General features: G+C 51.0%; 10 protein-coding genes and 5 pseudogenes. 12 read left to right on the forward strand and 3 right to left on the reverse strand.

What is annotated here, in order from left to right; translation table 11 throughout:
• Positions 1-46: 46 nt before the first annotated feature.
• The 3 genes and pseudogenes from GTH25_RS18325 to GTH25_RS18340 all read left to right on the forward strand — a co-directional run.
• On the forward strand, positions 47-1,417 hold the full coding sequence (locus GTH25_RS18325; protein ID WP_000971921.1) for an IS1182-like element ISCfr1 family transposase: 1,371 nt from the start codon (positions 47-49) through the stop codon (positions 1,415-1,417).
• A gap of 820 nt (positions 1,418-2,237) precedes the next feature.
• Entirely contained in the window at positions 2,238-3,098 is an 861-nt protein-coding gene (locus GTH25_RS18335; RefSeq protein ID WP_000027057.1) for a broad-spectrum class A beta-lactamase TEM-1, read from the forward strand.
• 140 nt (positions 3,099-3,238) lie between these two features.
• A pseudogene (locus GTH25_RS18340) lies at positions 3,239-3,406 on the forward strand (transposase zinc-binding domain-containing protein); the annotation flags it as partial.
• A 106-nt stretch (positions 3,407-3,512) separates the two neighbouring features.
• Here GTH25_RS18340 and GTH25_RS18345 read toward each other — a convergent pair.
• Both GTH25_RS18345 and aph(3'')-Ib read right to left on the reverse strand, forming a co-directional pair.
• Entirely contained in the window at positions 3,513-4,349 is an 837-nt protein-coding gene (locus GTH25_RS18345; protein ID WP_000480968.1) for an aminoglycoside O-phosphotransferase APH(6)-Id, read from the reverse strand.
• On the reverse strand, positions 4,349-5,152 hold the full coding sequence (gene aph(3'')-Ib, locus GTH25_RS18350) for an aminoglycoside O-phosphotransferase APH(3'')-Ib (RefSeq protein WP_001082319.1): 804 nt from the start codon (positions 5,150-5,152) through the stop codon (positions 4,349-4,351). Before aph(3'')-Ib ends, GTH25_RS18345 begins: the two co-directional genes overlap by 1 nt.
• A 185-nt stretch (positions 5,153-5,337) precedes the next feature.
• On the opposite strand from aph(3'')-Ib, the gene GTH25_RS18355 reads away from it, so the two are divergent.
• The 6 genes and pseudogenes from GTH25_RS18355 to GTH25_RS18380 form a co-directional block, all read left to right on the forward strand.
• Positions 5,338-8,319, forward strand: a complete 2,982-nt coding sequence (locus tag GTH25_RS18355) for a Tn3 family transposase (RefSeq protein ID WP_140114247.1) — start codon at positions 5,338-5,340, stop codon at positions 8,317-8,319.
• A gap of 93 nt (positions 8,320-8,412) precedes the next feature.
• Positions 8,413-8,625, forward strand: a pseudogene (locus GTH25_RS19310) (repA); the annotation flags it as partial.
• Positions 8,626-8,736: 111 nt separating this feature from the next.
• The gene (locus GTH25_RS18360) at positions 8,737-10,230 is read left to right on the forward strand and encodes an IS91-like element ISCR2 family transposase (protein WP_001120888.1); all 1,494 of its coding nucleotides are present in this window, start codon (positions 8,737-8,739) and stop codon (positions 10,228-10,230) included.
• 345 nt (positions 10,231-10,575) lie between these two features.
• Positions 10,576-11,088: a dihydrofolate reductase gene (locus GTH25_RS18370; protein WP_086371372.1), complete on the forward strand. Its 513-nt coding sequence runs from the start codon at positions 10,576-10,578 to the stop codon at positions 11,086-11,088.
• 82 nt (positions 11,089-11,170) lie between these two features.
• Positions 11,171-11,518 (forward strand): annotated as a pseudogene (locus GTH25_RS18375) (toprim domain-containing protein); the annotation flags it as partial.
• Between the two features lies 1 nt (position 11,519).
• Positions 11,520-12,548 (forward strand): annotated as a pseudogene (locus GTH25_RS18380) (IS91-like element ISCR2 family transposase); the annotation flags it as partial.
• A gap of 340 nt (positions 12,549-12,888) precedes the next feature.
• Here GTH25_RS18380 and erm read toward each other — a convergent pair.
• Positions 12,889-13,761, reverse strand: coding sequence for a 23S ribosomal RNA methyltransferase Erm (gene erm, locus GTH25_RS18385; protein ID WP_084929516.1), 873 nt, complete (start codon positions 13,759-13,761; stop codon positions 12,889-12,891).
• Positions 13,762-14,221: 460 nt separating this feature from the next.
• On the opposite strand from erm, the gene GTH25_RS18390 reads away from it, so the two are divergent.
• The 3 genes and pseudogenes from GTH25_RS18390 to GTH25_RS18400 all read left to right on the forward strand — a co-directional run bounded on the left by GTH25_RS18390 (position 14,222) and on the right by GTH25_RS18400 (position 16,669).
• Positions 14,222-15,721, forward strand: a complete 1,500-nt coding sequence (locus GTH25_RS18390) for a transposase (protein ID WP_164526953.1) — start codon at positions 14,222-14,224, stop codon at positions 15,719-15,721.
• A gap of 236 nt (positions 15,722-15,957) precedes the next feature.
• Positions 15,958-16,137 (forward strand): annotated as a pseudogene (locus GTH25_RS19270) (beta-ketoacyl synthase); the annotation flags it as partial.
• Positions 16,138-16,291: 154 nt separating this feature from the next.
• Positions 16,292-16,669 (forward strand): hypothetical protein, encoded by a 378-nt coding sequence (locus GTH25_RS18400; RefSeq protein WP_044502095.1) that lies wholly within the window; start codon positions 16,292-16,294, stop codon positions 16,667-16,669.
• The last annotated feature ends 13 nt before the right edge of the window (positions 16,670-16,682 follow it).

Below are 16,682 nucleotides of genomic sequence, written 5' to 3' on the forward strand. Positions count from 1 at the left end.
TGCCGTTGGCAAAATTGCTTTGTCAGCGAGCGTGGGGGCGAACAGCATGATGGGACAGTTACCGGGAGGACAGCAGCGCCTGTTCTACTCGTTCAATCTGGAAGATCACGTCCCGGCCCAACATCTCCTGCGCAGCATCGACCAGTGCTTGGATCTCAGTGATCTACGTGCCTACCTGGCAGATTTCTATAGCCCCATCGGGCGTCCCTCGATTGACCCGGAGTTAATGGTGCGCATGCTGGTCGTCGGCTACTGCTATGGCATTCGTTCCGAGCGGCGATTGTGCGAAGAGGTGCACCTGAACCTGGCCTATCGCTGGTTCTGCCGGTTGGGTCTGGAAGACGAAGTCCCCAATCACTCGACCTTCTCGAAGAATCGCCATGGGCGTTTTCGTGACAGCGATCTATTCCGCTGGTTATTCAATGAGGTGCTGCGGCGCTGCATGGCAGCCGGCCTAGTCAAGGGTGAAGGTTTCGCCGTCGACGCCAGCATCATTAAGGCGGATGCCAGCCGGCAACGTGGGGTGGCGGGAGATGAGGTCGATTGGAACGATCCAAAGCTCAGCAGCCGCGCAGTGCGCGAGTACCTCGAAGCCCTTGATGAAGAGGCGCTGGCTGAGGCTCTTCCCAAGAAAATTTCGCTCACTGATCCTCAGTCCCGTTGGACAGCAGCGCCAGGTGGCCCGGCCTTTTTTGCCTACTCCACGAATTACCTGATCGACACTGAGCACGGTGTGATCATGGACGTGGAAGCTACCCCGGCGCACCGTACCGCCGAAGTCGATTCGACTAGGACGATGGTCGAGCGTGTCGAGGCGCAGTTCGATCTCACACCGGAACGCCTTATCGGCGATACCGCTTATGGCACCGCCCCGATGCTGGCCTGGATGGTCGAAGAAAAGGACATCGAACCGCATGTGCCGGTGTGGGACAAGACCGAGCGCAAGGACGACAGCCTCTCCAGTAACGACTTTCACTGGAGTCAGGACGCCAATGAATATCGCTGCCCAGCCGGCAAACCGCTACGCAGTGAATGGCGCGCCTTCACCCAGCAAAGGTCGCGGGTAACTAAGGCCAAAACCGTCATTTACCGCTCCAGCCAAACCGACTGCGCCACCTGCCCGTTGAAAGCGAAATGCTGCCCCAACACGCCGAATCGGAAGATCGTCCGCAGCATCCATGAGGCTGCCCGCGACGTGGCTCGACGCATCGCCAAGACACCGGAGTACCTCGTCTCTCGCTGCGAACGAAAGAAGGTGGAGATGCTTTTCGCCCACCTCAAACGGATCATGAAACTCGACCGTTTACGACTGCGTGGCCTAACGGGTGCCACTGACGAATTCACCTTGGCTGCGATGGTGCAGAACCTGCGCCGCATGGCCAAGCTTTTGCCTCAAGGGCCACCGCTGACGGGATAGGTATGCCTGCTACGAGCAGAAACCCTCAAATTAACCCTTAAACCTGAGCAAGGACGCTCAGTGAAACGCCGGAAGGCAACTTGAAGTGGCTTGCAGCCACTTCGACAGCAGGCACACCTGATCGGCAGGCTGCCGCTAAAGCTACTTTTTCAACAGAATCGGCCGATTTGTGCCGGTCGTCAAGGACCGCTTCGGATCACTCTCAACCGGATCGCGGGCCAGCTGATTTGCTAAAACCCGCGCCAAACTCAACGAAGGATTTCGCATGATCCGTTTTTTTTGGCGATCACGCTCGGCCTGATGGTTGGCTGCTCGTCGAGTTCAAGTTCGATCTGATCAGTGAGCGGTAGCGCAAGTGGATCGCCTCAGCCAAGCAGCGTTGTTGCCGGCGGCCGGAAGAAAGCCTTGAACTAGTAGCGGAAAGGATGAAACTTTATTTTTACGATTCTCAGCATTTTCCAAGGTTGAGCGAAAATTAGGATGATACTTTAATGATTCCGGCCTCCATCCCCACAAAACGCTTGCAGATGGCAGAATTGAAATAAGTCATTGTTTTAAATGGATTTTTGCAGGAATTGCTACGTTGCAGGGTCCTGTAGTTAGGATGACACTTTATTTTCCTCCCACAGGCCTCGTGATACGCCTATTTTTATAGGTTAATGTCATGATAATAATGGTTTCTTAGACGTCAGGTGGCACTTTTCGGGGAAATGTGCGCGGAACCCCTATTTGTTTATTTTTCTAAATACATTCAAATATGTATCCGCTCATGAGACAATAACCCTGGTAAATGCTTCAATAATATTGAAAAAGGAAGAGTATGAGTATTCAACATTTTCGTGTCGCCCTTATTCCCTTTTTTGCGGCATTTTGCCTTCCTGTTTTTGCTCACCCAGAAACGCTGGTGAAAGTAAAAGATGCTGAAGATCAGTTGGGTGCACGAGTGGGTTACATCGAACTGGATCTCAACAGCGGTAAGATCCTTGAGAGTTTTCGCCCCGAAGAACGTTTTCCAATGATGAGCACTTTTAAAGTTCTGCTATGTGGTGCGGTATTATCCCGTGTTGACGCCGGGCAAGAGCAACTCGGTCGCCGCATACACTATTCTCAGAATGACTTGGTTGAGTACTCACCAGTCACAGAAAAGCATCTTACGGATGGCATGACAGTAAGAGAATTATGCAGTGCTGCCATAACCATGAGTGATAACACTGCTGCCAACTTACTTCTGACAACGATCGGAGGACCGAAGGAGCTAACCGCTTTTTTGCACAACATGGGGGATCATGTAACTCGCCTTGATCGTTGGGAACCGGAGCTGAATGAAGCCATACCAAACGACGAGCGTGACACCACGATGCCTGCAGCAATGGCAACAACGTTGCGCAAACTATTAACTGGCGAACTACTTACTCTAGCTTCCCGGCAACAATTAATAGACTGGATGGAGGCGGATAAAGTTGCAGGACCACTTCTGCGCTCGGCCCTTCCGGCTGGCTGGTTTATTGCTGATAAATCTGGAGCCGGTGAGCGTGGGTCTCGCGGTATCATTGCAGCACTGGGGCCAGATGGTAAGCCCTCCCGTATCGTAGTTATCTACACGACGGGGAGTCAGGCAACTATGGATGAACGAAATAGACAGATCGCTGAGATAGGTGCCTCACTGATTAAGCATTGGTAACTGTCAGACCAAGTTTACTCATATATACTTTAGATTGATTTAAAACTTCATTTTTAATTTAAAAGGATCTAGGTGAAGATCCTTTTTGATAATCTCATGACCAAAATCCCTTAACGTGAGTTTTCGTTCCACTGAGCGTCAGACCCCAGCACCTGGTCGCTTTCAGCTGTAAGCGTCGCGGTTTCTGCCCGAGCTGTGGGGCGCGGCGGATGGCCGAAAGTGCCGCCTTGCTGGTTGATGAAGTACTGCCTGAACAACCCATGCGTCAGTGGGTGTTGAGCTTCCCGTTTCAGCTGCGTTTCCTGTTTGGGGTCGTTTGCGGGAAGGGGCGGAATCCTACGCTAAGGCTTTGGCCAGCGATATTCTCCGGTGAGATTGATGTGTTCCCAGGGGATAGGAGAAGTCGCTTGATATCTAGTATGACGTCTGTCGCACCTGCTTGATCGCGGCCGCGATAGCTAGATCGCGTTGCTCCTCTTCTCCATCCGCGTTCCAAGCTGCGGAAAGGCACCCATAAGCGTACGCCTGGTCGAGCAGGCGACGCGGATCGACGTCCAGCGCACGAGAGAATGCGTCCGCCATCTGTGCAATGCGTCTAGGATCGAGACAAAGGTCGTCTCTGTCAGCCGGATCGTAGAACATATTGGCGGCGCCAAAGCCCACTTCACCGACCAGACCGACGGGATCTATCACCAGCCAGCCGCGACTGGAGAACATGATGTTTTCATGATGCAGATCGCCATGTAGCCCACGCAGTTCCGAGGCATTGCTCATCATTTGATCGGCTATAATCGCCGCGTGGACGTAGTCAGTTTGACAACCTGCGTTTTGATCATCGCGCGCCCGCTGAAACAAAGCTGCAAAGCGATCCCGGATCGGGAGAAGGGCAGAAGGCAGGGGTTCCTCAGATGCGGCATACAGCTTCGCCATTAGTTCCGCTGCAATTTCGGTCGCCTGGTAGTCGCCGTGCTCGGCAACGATGTGAGAGAGCATTCGCTCCCCGGCATATTCGAGCAACATCAGATTGTTCTCACGACCGAGCAACCGGACTGCTCCCCTCCCATTGCGCCATACCAGATAGTCGGCCCCGCGCAGTTCATCAGCAATGTCTTCTATAGGTTTCAATCCCTTGACGATTGCAGGAGTCCCGTCTGGCAATGAAACTTTCCAAACGAGGCTGGAAAAGGTGTCCGCAATGAGAACAGGTTGCGAAACGTGCCAATGAGCAGGAAAAACAGGCGGCATGAACATCAACCCCAAGTCAGAGGGTCCAATCGCAGATAGAAGGCAAGGCGTTCGCGGTCGGGGGCTTCGATCCCCAATACATTGAATAGGACAGCGAAGGCGCGCTCTGCTTCATCTGGCGCTGCCCAGTTCTCTTCGGCGTTAGCAATCATGAGTGCCAAATCGGCATAGCGATCTGCTGTTCCGAGCCGCCCAAGGTCGATCAGACCCGTGCATTGAAGAGTTTTAGGGTCCACCATGAAGTTCGGCATGCAGGGATCACCATGGCAAACAACCATATCGGTGCGCTCTTGGTCGAGCCGCACCGGTAGCTCTCGTTCGACACGAGCCAAAAGATCGAGCTGCGGCGTACTCTTGTCCTCGTCCGGTAAGAAGTCGGGATTGACGGCATTGCGGGACACCACATCAACGGCGCGTCCGAACATTCGCGACAGCCTGCGCTCAAACGGACATTGATCAACCGATAGGCTGTGAACAGCGCCAAGTTGCTGCCCCATTGACGGCCACGCTTTGAGCAAATCCGCTCCAGACAGATCAGCCGCCGGTACTCCCGGAATTGCCGTTATCACCAAGCATGCACCCTCCTGTTCCTCCTGCCAGTTGATCACCTCGGGGCAAGCCACACCTCGACCTTTGAGCCAAATGAGGCGGTCACGCTCTCCAGCGAGCTCACCGCGGCGGGAAGCAGGTGCGATTTTCGCGAAGGCATGCCCGTCACCACGTCGAAAAACAAAATCACCAGATTCTCCGCCTCTGACAGGCAACCAGTCAGAATGCGATTCACCAAAAAAAATATTAGTTCGATTCAATGGAGGTTCCTTCAGTTTTCTGATGAAGCGCGGAGGTGGCTCAACTTGGGGTTCTAGGGATTTTCCCCTCTAAAGTAACATAGAACGCTACAGGTATTATATTATATGGTCTGTGGCGGTGGGTTACCTTCCAATATTCTGCCATCTTATATAAACACCATCAATCATATTGGCGTTTATTCATCATGGCAATTAGTAATGAACTCTCGATTCTGACTCAGGCAGAACAACGAGACTTGTATTCAGCACCTCAGTTTTCTATTGAGGAACAACGTTTGTATTTTTCGCTAAACGATGTAGAACAGGCCGAATGCCGTACTATCAGGCTTACTAAACATCGTTGTTATTTCGTGGCGCTTCTGGGCTATTTTAAATCTAAGCCAGTGATCATTGCTCCGAGTTTCCGTGATATCAGTATCGACATGCAGTTTATTGCCTCCCAAATTCAAAGAGGTAAAGGGATCAGGCCTTTCAGTGTCAGTAAAATGCAGCGTGACCGTATTTACTCAAGGATACTGCGTCTACTAAATTACAATAAGTGGAATGAAAAACAGCACCTCAATGCTCTGTGCCACCACCTGGTTTACATTGGTCATGCCTGGCTGGAGCCTCGACACCTCTTTGATGCGGCCATTGAATACCTTGCCAGCCATAACATTGCCATTCCTAAGTACTCCGTGCTTCAAAGACTGATAAGCCGCACAATGCAACAGGTCAGAAAAGACCTGACGCTCCAACTGAATCAACTTACCAGTAATGAACTTAACGTCTTTCTGGACAACATAATCACTACTAAAGACGACGGGCTGAGTCTGAGCCATCTCAGGGGTGGTGCCAAAAGTCTGACCGTGCCTGAGCTTAAAAAAGAGCTCGCCATTTACCACCGGTTAGCACCATGGCACACGCAAATAAATGACGTTGTGGACAGGCTCAATCTGTCGCTAAAAAATCGACAACACTTCAGCGGCCTTATTGATTACTACGGCAGTAAAGTGCGGCGCTTCAAACGCTCACAGCAGCACCTGTGGTTACTGTGTCATCTGACAGAGCGCATGCAACTTGCACTGGAGCGCCTGACGGATGGGTTTGTTTACCATATCCGAAAACAACAGGAAGCCGCCAACGCCTTTGCACAACAAGCAGTGTTCCTGTCCTGGCAGTCAGCTGCGGACAATGTCACGAAAGCGGCAGAGCTACTGCATCTGTTTGTGGATGAGAACATTGATGATAATCAACCCTTCTCAGTAGTCAGACAACAGGCATTGAAGGTCATGAATGACAGGGATATCCAGACCCTCTGCCTTTACCTGAAAAAACAGAAACGGACCGTGGAAGAGTACCAGTGGCAACATTACGATGAACAATGCAATCTCCTGGAGCAACTGTTAAGGCAGGTGTTCTTGTGCCTTGAATGTGAGGCCGGTAAAGGCTCAGAAGCCGTCGTCGCCCAACTTCAACAGATGCAGACGGAAATCGCATTCGGTGGACCACTGAAGACGATGGATACGTCGCTCATCCCGAAAAAGCACCTCCCATGGTTGGTTAAACAGGATAACGTTAACCCGCAACGTTACGAATGGCTGCTCTACCGGCAGTTAACCTCACGACTGAATGGACGCATTTATTTGCCAAATGTTACCAAATACCGCGCACTGGAAGACGACCTGATCCCCCAGACATCGCAGGATACCTTGCTGGCCTCATCAACACTGGACAGACTAAAACAGCCCGCAGAGTTATTGTTACAGGAGAAACAACACCGGCTGGAAAGTGCACTCAAAGACGTTGCTCTCCATATTGATGAGGGAGACAATCGAAATGTGATCATGAAAAATCGTACCGGTACCCGCTGGCGTCTGCCGACCAAAAGCGCTACATCTCTGGTCAACAATCCCTTTTTTAAGCGAATGCAACCGGTCGGTATCGCGGATGTACTGCGGTATGTAGAGCGCGAAACCGGGTTCATGAAATGTCTGACTCATGTACTTCCGATACAAAAACAAGGGTTCACTCATCAGGATGATTTACTGGCCATTCTGATTGCCAACGCCACTCACCGTGGTGTGTATGGCATGGCGCAGATCTCCGATCGAAGCTATGAACACCTGAGTACGGTGCAGGCCAACTATATCCGGCCTGAAACGCTGCATGACGCCAGCGACGTGATCAATAATGCGGTTGCAGCGCTACCCATCTTCCGCCACTACCATATTCAGGAGGACCAGCTGCATGCCAGTGCGGATGGTCAGAAATTCGAAACCCATCTGGAAACCTTTAAAACCCGGTACTCCTCTAAGTATTTCGGCACCAACAAAGGGATCACGGCCATGACACTGGTGGCCAACCACAGCGCCCTCAATGCTCGGATCATCGGTTCCAACGAGCACGAATCACACTATATTTATGACCTGTTACAATCCAACAGCAGTGAAATCAAACCTGACGTACTCTCGACAGATACACACGGTGTCAATCATGTTAACTTCGCCTTACTGGATCTATGCGGTTACAGTTTTGCACCGCGATACGCGCAGTTCAGTAGTGTCATCAATGATCTGTTTGATGTGACTGAAAGTGAACAAGGCAGCACCATACTGGCGCTAAAGAAGCCTATCAGAACGAATGTTATTACAACGGGATGGCAAGATATCAGGCGTATTGTTCTGTCACTTCAGACAAAGCGGACGACACAAGCAATGCTGGTAAGAAAGTTGTCTGGTTACCCTTCTGGACACCCAATATTACAGGCTCTGACGGAGTATAATCGACTGGTTAAAGCGCAATATTTACTTGACTACATCGACGATGCCAGTTTGCGGCAGTATGTGCAACGTGCCCTGAACCGGGGAGAAGCATGGCACTTCCTTAGACGAGCCATTGCGTCGGTGAATGGTGATCAGTTCCGTGGCAAAAACGAGTCTGAAATCGCTATCTGGAATGAATGCGCAAGATTGCTTGCCAACGCGATCATCTACTTCAACTCCGCGATACTGAGTCATCTTCTGGGACACTTTGAAGCGAGAGGAGATGAAGAGAAAGCGGGTATCACTCGTGCTGTTTCGCCCGTTGCGTGGCAAAATATCAACTTAAGCGGAACGTATAACTTCACTAATACTGGGAAATTGCCCAATATTGGCGAAATAACAAGGCCGATAGTGGATGATTAGGCTCCAAGCTGAAAGTAAACCACCTCCGCAGCCATTTATTGGTGTGGTCTACAGAGGATTATGTCTTTTTAGAGGGGAAAATCCCTAGAACCCCACCTTGAGACAGAACGCGCCTTGGTCAGAATCCCAGTCGCTGGGCGGGTTTGCGCCTACGCTCTTGACCCCCACGAGGTCTGGAAAGGGTACGACAACGCCAAAGAATACGCGGCCTTCGTGACCAAGACGCTGGTCAACAAGGACGGCGATATTAAGCGCCGGATCATGTCGATGTTTAGCCCAGAGGAACGCCCAGACGACAGGGAGTGACGGGCACTGGCTGGCAATGTCTAGCAACGGCAGGCATTTCGGCTGAGGGTAAAAGAACTTTCCGCTAAGCGATAGACTGTATGTAAACACAGTATTGCAAGGACGCGGAACATGCCTCATGTGGCGGCCAGGACGGCCAGCCGGGATCGGGATACTGGTCGTTACCAGAGCCACCGACCCGAGCAAACCCTTCTCTATCAGATCGTTGACGAGTATTACCCGGCATTCGCTGCGCTTATGGCAGAGCAGGGAAAGGAATTGCCGGGCTATGTGCAACGGGAATTTGAAGAATTTCTCCAATGCGGGCGGCTGGAGCATGGCTTTCTACGGGTTCGCTGCGAGTCTTGCCACGCCGAGCACCTGGTCGCTTTCAGCTGTAAGCGTCGCGGTTTCTGCCCGAGCTGTGGGGCGCGGCGGATGGCCGAAAGTGCCGCCTTGCTGGTTGATGAAGTACTGCCTGAACAACCCATGCGTCAGTGGGTGTTGAGCTTCCCGTTTCAGCTGCGTTTCCTGTTTGCCAGCCGGCCCGAGATCATGGGGTGGGTGCTGGGCATCGTTTACCGCGTCATTGCCACGCACCTGGTCAAGAAAGCGGGCCATACCCACCAAGTGGCCAAGACGGGCGCGGTCACCCTGATCCAGCGTTTTGGATCGGCGCTCAATCTGAATGTTCACTTCCACATGCTGTTTCTCGACGGTGTGTATGTCGAGCAATCCCACGGCTCAGCGCGTTTCCGCTGGGTCAAGGCGCCGACCAGCCCAGAGCTCACCCAGCTGACGCACACCATCGCCCACCGGGTGGGTCGCTATCTGGAACGGCAAGGCCTGCTGGAACGGGATGTCGAAAACAGCTATCTGGCCTCGGATGCGGTGGATGACGACCCGATGACACCCCTGCTGGGGCACTCGATCACTTACCGTATCGCTGTCGGTTCACAGGCGGGGCGAAAGGTGTTCACTTTGCAAACTCTGCCGACCAGTGGTGATCCGTTCGGTGACGGGATTGGCAAGGTAGCCGGGTCCAGCCTGCACGCCGGCGTGGCGGCCAGGGCCGATGAACGCAAGAAGCTCGAACGGCTGTGCCGGTACATCAGCCGCCCGGCGGTATCCGAGAAGCGGCTGTCGTTAACACGAGGCGGCAACGTGCGCTACCAGCTCAAGACGCCGTACCGGGACGGCACCACGCACGTCATTTTCGAACCATTGGATTTCATTGCAAGGCTGGCCGCCCTGGTACCGAAGCCCAGAGTCAACCTAACCCGCTTCCACGGGGTGTTCGCACCCAACAGTCGGCACCGGGCGTTGGTCACGCCGGCAAAACGGGGCAGGGGCAACAAGGTCAGGGTGGCTGATGAACCGGCAACACCAGCACAACGGCGAGCGTCGATGACATGGGCGCAACGGCTCAAGCGTGTTTTCAATATCGACATCGAGACCTGCAGCGGCTGCGGCGGCGCCATGAAAGTCATCGCCTGCATTGAAGACCCTATAGTGATCAAGCAGATCCTTGATCACCTGAAGCACAAAGCCGAAACCAGCGGGACCAGGGCGTTACCCGAAAGCCGGGCGCCACCGGCTGAGCTGCTCCTGGGTCTGTTTGACTGACGAGCCTGAAGGCCAACGATACCAATCAAAATGCTGCGTTCACAGCGCCGCGGCAGGGATCCGCCGTGCTGGTTGTCGGAAAAGGAGCCGCTAGTGGGAAAGAGGAGGGTAAATTTTCAGCGTTGCTGGCTCCCCGTCAGCCGGATTGGGTTGCATCGCAGGGGTGTCGAAAGAGTCAACTGCGGTCCAAAGCTGTTGGACTTGGGTGAAAAGGGCGTTTATTCTTCCTATACGTATGATTCAAACTGCAGATGAGTTACATTTGAAAGAAAAGGTGAAAAAACCAATTGAGAAATTATTGCATGTGCTTAATGCCTCAAATAAAAAATTAATTATTCAATACCGATCATTATGAAACTATCATTAATTGTTGCCATGGATAAAAATTTTGGCATTGGTAAAGACAACGATTTGTTATGGAAATTGCCGGCTGATATGAAATTCTTTAAAGAAACTTCAACAGGTCATGTAGTAATAACCGGACGTAAAAATTATGAATCTATTCCTGAGAAATTTAGACCCTTGCCAAATCGTGAAAATGCCGTTTTAACTCACCAAATCGGCTATCAAGCACCAGGAGCTCATGTCTTTTTTTCACTTACTGAATGTTTAGAGTTCTATAAAAATGAAACCGAAAGAACTGTTTTCATCATTGGTGGGGGACAAATTTATGCAGAAGTTATGCAGCGAAACATCCTTCAAGAAATGTATATCACACAAGTAGATGGAGTGTTTGACGCAGATACTTTTTTTCCTAAATTTTCTGAATCTGAGTGGAATAGTGAAACTGTACTGAAACAGGGTATTGATGAAAAACACGCTTTTGCTTTTGAAATAAAAAAATATACACGTAAATAACTCTAAAACTTACTGTTTTTGTTGAAATGTTTTGTATGTAACGGTTTCAAAACTTCAACGACCTTACTAACTTTGCCTCCTTATGATTTTATGTATAGCTGAAAAACCTTCTGTGGCAAAAGATATTGCCGAAGTAATTGGTGCAAAACAACGCAACAACGGCTTTTATGAAGGAAATGGCTATTGGGTAACCTGGACTTTTGGCCATCTGTGTACATTGAATGAACCCCATGATTACAAAGAAAATTGGAAATACTGGAAATTGGAAGATCTGCCAATTGTACCTAAAAAATTTGGCATTAAACTAATTGATAACGATGGAGTAAAAAGGCAATTTGCTGTTATTGAAAAATTGGTAGCATCTTGTTCTGAAGTCATCAATTGCGGGGATGCCGGGCAGGAAGGGGAGTTGATACAAAGATGGGTATTGGCACCTGGTCAAGAAAGCGGGCCATACCCACCAAGTGGCCAAGACGGGCGCGGTCACCCTGATCCAGCGTTTTGGATCGGCGCTCAATCTGAATGTTCACTTCCACATGCTGTTTCTCGACGGTGTGTATGTCGAGCAATCCCACGGCTCAGCGCGTTTCCGCTGGGTCAAGGCGCCGACCAGCCCAGAGCTCACCCAGCTGACGCACACCATCGCCCACCGGGTGGGTCGCTATCTGGAACGGCAAGGCCTGCTGGAACGGGATGTCGAAAACAGCTATCTGGCCTCGGATGCGGTGGATGACGACCCGATGACACCCCTGCTGGGGCACTCGATCACTTACCGTATCGCTGTCGGTTCACAGGCGGGGCGAAAGGTGTTCACTTTGCAAACTCTGCCGACCAGTGGTGATCCGTTCGGTGACGGGATTGGCAAGGTAGCCGGGTCCAGCCTGCACGCCGGCGTGGCGGCCAGGGCCGATGAACGCAAGAAGCTCGAACGGCTGTGCCGGTACATCAGCCGCCCGGCGGTATCCGAGAAGCGGCTGTCGTTAACACGAGGCGGCAACGTGCGCTACCAGCTCAAGACGCCGTACCGGGACGGCACCACGCACGTCATTTTCGAACCATTGGATTTCATTGCAAGGCTGGCCGCCCTGGTACCGAAGCCCAGAGTCAACCTAACCCGCTTCCACGGGGTGTTCGCACCCAACAGTCGGCACCGGGCGTTGGTCACGCCGGCAAAACGGGGCAGGGGCAACAAGGTCAGGGTGGCTGATGAACCGGCAACACCAGCACAACGGCGAGCGTCGATGACATGGGCGCAACGGCTCAAGCGTGTTTTCAATATCGACATCGAGACCTGCAGCGGCTGCGGCGGCGCCATGAAAGTCATCGCCTGCATTGAAGACCCTATAGTGATCAAGCAGATCCTTGATCACCTGAAGCACAAAGCCGAAACCAGCGGGACCAGGGCGTTACCCGAAAGCCGGGCGCCACCGGCTGAGCTGCTCCTGGGTCTGTTTGACTGACCCGTCCCAAACGATTCCGATCACGATGCTGCGGTAATTCAGCCGCGGCAGGGATGCGTTATGCCGGCGGCTTGGGTTGGCCCCGGCTGTCGGGAAAAACGGGTAAATTTTCGGCGGGATCGATGGCTACACGGGCCGGATTCAGAATCACCCACTGGCAAAGCAGGCCGTCATTCGCGGTCTACAGTGGCTGGACTTGGAGAAAAACGGCGTTTATTCTTCCTATACTCACAATCACTAAAAAATCTTGCGCATTGATTTTCAGTTCTATGTCTTTTAGGGCTTGTACTTTTCCGTCGTAAACCTTGTTTATTTTCTTAAAGGTTACGCTTGCCATCGGCTAATACTTTTTGCTCCTGTCACGATGTAGTTTGTCGAGTTTTGCCTGCTCGGCAATCAATCGGCTATATGCGCCTATAACCAATTTCTTTTTTTCTGGCGAAACCATTTTAGAGTATACATCAAACATGGCAAGCCATTGTTTGTATGTCCATTCCGAAATAAACGCCTCCTCGTGAAGATCGATTTGCTTTCGTATCCGCTTTTGTTGTTCGTATGAAAAAACTTTTTTTGTTTTTTCCTTAAAAAATCTGCCTGGCGCGGAATATACAAAAGCCAAGAAATCCCAGTAGTCGATTAGCGGCAATTTTTTTATGTCGCAGTATTCTTTTTTGTGAAAGTTCACAAAAAATATTGATACATTCGGGCTTGGCGAAAAGTCCGCTTTATCAAAGTTGTGAATGACTTTGATTTCGTAAATCGGCTTAAAAAGTAGCGACTTAAATCCATCTTGGCACAAAGGCTCACCTGCGTACTTATATACCGCCTCTTGTTGCATGACGAGATATAAATCCTCGGGCGTCCTTCCCGTCGTCAAAAGTTTGCTCAAAATATCCGCAGTCATGTTGAATGGTATGTTAGAAAAAACTTTGTACGGCTCGCTCGGCAAATCTACTGTTAGAAAGTCCCTGTTCAGCAGAACTAAATCCTCGTGCCCCTTTAATTGCTCAAGCAATCGCCTGTACAATTCCGCGTCGTACTCTATCGCAACAACTTGTCTACAGCGTCCAAGTAAGGCTCGAGTGATAATTCCTTTGCCGGGTCCGATTTCATAAACCAAATCATCGCAAGTTATATTGCTAAGTCCGACTAGTTTATTTACTAGTTGGGCATTGTGTAAAAAATTTTGAGAGTCTTTTATGTTGCGTTCCAATAGCCTACTCCTTTACCCGTGTGGCTATTTGATTTTTTGTTGCCGTTGGGTGTATCGTTATTGGTAAACTCGTATTTTTCATAGAGTTGCGTACTCTAATTCTATACAAGGCAATACTTAATATATTTTAGCATATATTTTAGCAAATATATTAGGAAAACACAATACATTTTAGAGTGGTTTCGAAAATAGTTAAATAAAAATGACTTGTAAAGGATATTCCCCGCAAAGGTTCAGTTCTGCCGTGCTGAAAAATTGCTTATTCGTAAAAGAATAGGCAGCTTTCTTTTTTGTTCGCCCCTTTTATTTCATAGAGTACTCAACTCTATTTACAATAGAGTGGGAGTGACTGGCACTCACAGGCAATGTCTGGCACTGGCTGGCATCACAGCTGAGACTTCAATATCTCGCAGCTGAGCGATAAACTGTATAAAAACACAGTATCGCAAGGATGCGGATCATGCCCCAAGTGGCGGCCAGGATGGCCAGCCGGGACGAGAACACTGGTCGTTACCAGCGTCACCGGCCCGAGCAAACCCTGCTCTATCGGATCGTCGAAGAATACTACCCGACGTTCGCTGCCCATTTGGCGGCGCAGGGCAGGGAACTGCCCGGTTATGTGCAACGCGAGTTTGACGCCTACCTCAAATGCGGCCGTCTCGAACACGGCTTTCTGCGGGTGCGTTGTGAGTCGTGTCACGCTGAGCACCTGGTTGCGTTCAGCTGCAAACGTCGGGGCTTCTGTCCTAGTTGTGGCGCACGGCGTATGGCCGAAAGCGCCGCGCTACTGGTCGATGAGGTTCTGCCCGTACAGCCCATGCGCCAATGGGTACTCAGCTTTCCCTTTCAATTGCGCTTTCTGTTCGCCAGCCGGCCGGAGGTCATGGGCCGGGTGTTGGGCATCGTTTACCGCGTCATCGCCACGCATCTGGTCAAGAAAGCGGGCTATACCCACCAAGCGGCCAAGACCGGTGCCGTCACCCTGATCCAGCGCTTCGGCAGTGCACTGAACCTCAACATTCACTTTCACATGCTGTTCCTCGATGGCGTGTACGTTGAGCGTCCCAATGGAACAGCCCGGTTCCTCTGGGTCAGGGCGCCGACCAGCGCCGAACTCACCCAACTGGCGCACACCATCGCCCATCGGGTCGGCCGCTATTTGGAGCGGCAAGGCCTACTGGAGCGGGATGCTGAAAACAGTTACCTGGCCTTGGATGCGGTGGATGAAGATGCGATGACTCCACTGCTGGGGCATTCCATCACGTATCGCATCGCCGTGGGGCCACAGGCAGGGCGCAAGGTGTTCACCCTGCAGACACTGCCCGCCTGCGACCCGGAAGATCAGTTTGGTGACATGCCCGGTAAGGTTGCCGGTTTCTCGCTACATGCCGGCGTAGCGGCCAAGGCCCATGAGCGCAGCAAACTCGAACGGCTGTGCCACTACATCAGCCGCCCGGCGGTATCCGAGAAGCGGCTGTCGTTAACACGAGGCGGCAACGTGCGCTACCAGCTCAAGACGCCGTACCGGGACGGCACCACGCACGTCATTTTCGAACCATTGGATTTCATTGCAAGGCTGGCCGCCCTGGTACCGAAGCCCAGAGTCAACCTAACCCGCTTCCACGGGGTGTTCGCACCCAACAGTCGGCACCGGGCGTTGGTCACGCCGGCAAAACGGGGCAGGGGCAACAAGGTCAGGGTGGCTGATGAACCGGCAACACCAGCACAACGGCGAGCGTCGATGACATGGGCGCAACGGCTCAAGCGTGTTTTCAATATCGACATCGAGACCTGCAGCGGCTGCGGCGGCGCCATGAAAGTCATCGCCTGCATTGAAGACCCTATAGTGATCAAGCAGATCCTTGATCACCTGAAGCACAAAGCCGAAACCAGCGGGACCAGGGCGTTACCCGAAAGCCGGGCGCCACCGGCTGAGCTGCTCCTGGGTCTGTTTGACTGACGAGCCTGAAGGCCAACGATACCAATCAAAATGCTGCGTTCACAGCGCCGCGGCAGGGATCCGCCGTGCTGGTTGTCGGAAAAGGAGCCGCTAGTGGGAAAGAGGAGGGTAAATTTTCAGCGTTGCTGGCTCCCCGTCAGCCGGATTGGGTTGCATCGCAGGGGTGTCGAAAGAGTCAACTGCGGTCCAAAGCTGTTGGACTTGGGTGAAAAGGGCGTTTATTCTTCCTATACGTTGTTCAGAATAACATTGTTCCGCCAACAATCAATTCGGTAGATATTGAACCTGAATATAGGGATATATTTAACTTGACGTTACACCAATCACAACAACGGCAAGTGAATTACGCAATGAGTAATACTTTTGGTTTTGGCGGACACATTGCCACAAGTATTTTTAAAAAATATGCTGAATAGAGAGTAGGTGCTAACTTCGGTTTGCTCGTGTTGGCGCTAAATCGAAAGTTCAAGTATCCCAACATGTTCCTTCGTATAGAAGTTAAAAGTTGGCAATTATCGTAGAACAACCTACAGACAACACCAATATGTAACCGATAAATAATTACAAAATATGACCGACAGAGTAAACATCATCAATAACTACATCGATGGATACAACCAATTTGATATCAAAAAAATGGTTGCAGACCTTGACGATAATATTGTTTTTGAAAACATTCAAAATAATGATATAAGTTTATCGCTGAAAGGGTTAACAGCGTTTAAACAACAGGCAGAAACAGCAAAAACATACTTTGCAAAGAGAACACAGACAGTTAAATCGTTTAGGCATTTTGACAACAGCACTGAAATAGAAATTGATTATACAGCAATTTTAGCAATTGACTTTCCGAACGGCTTAAAAAAAGGGCAAAAGCTAAAGTTATCAGGAAAATCCGTGTTTGAATTTAAAAAAAACAAAGTGATTAAATTGACAGACATTAGTTGACATTAAAACCAGC

The sequence above is a fragment of the Proteus terrae subsp. cibarius genome, from assembly GCF_011045835.1.
Classification (GTDB): Bacteria; Pseudomonadota; Gammaproteobacteria; order Enterobacterales; family Enterobacteriaceae; genus Proteus; species Proteus cibarius.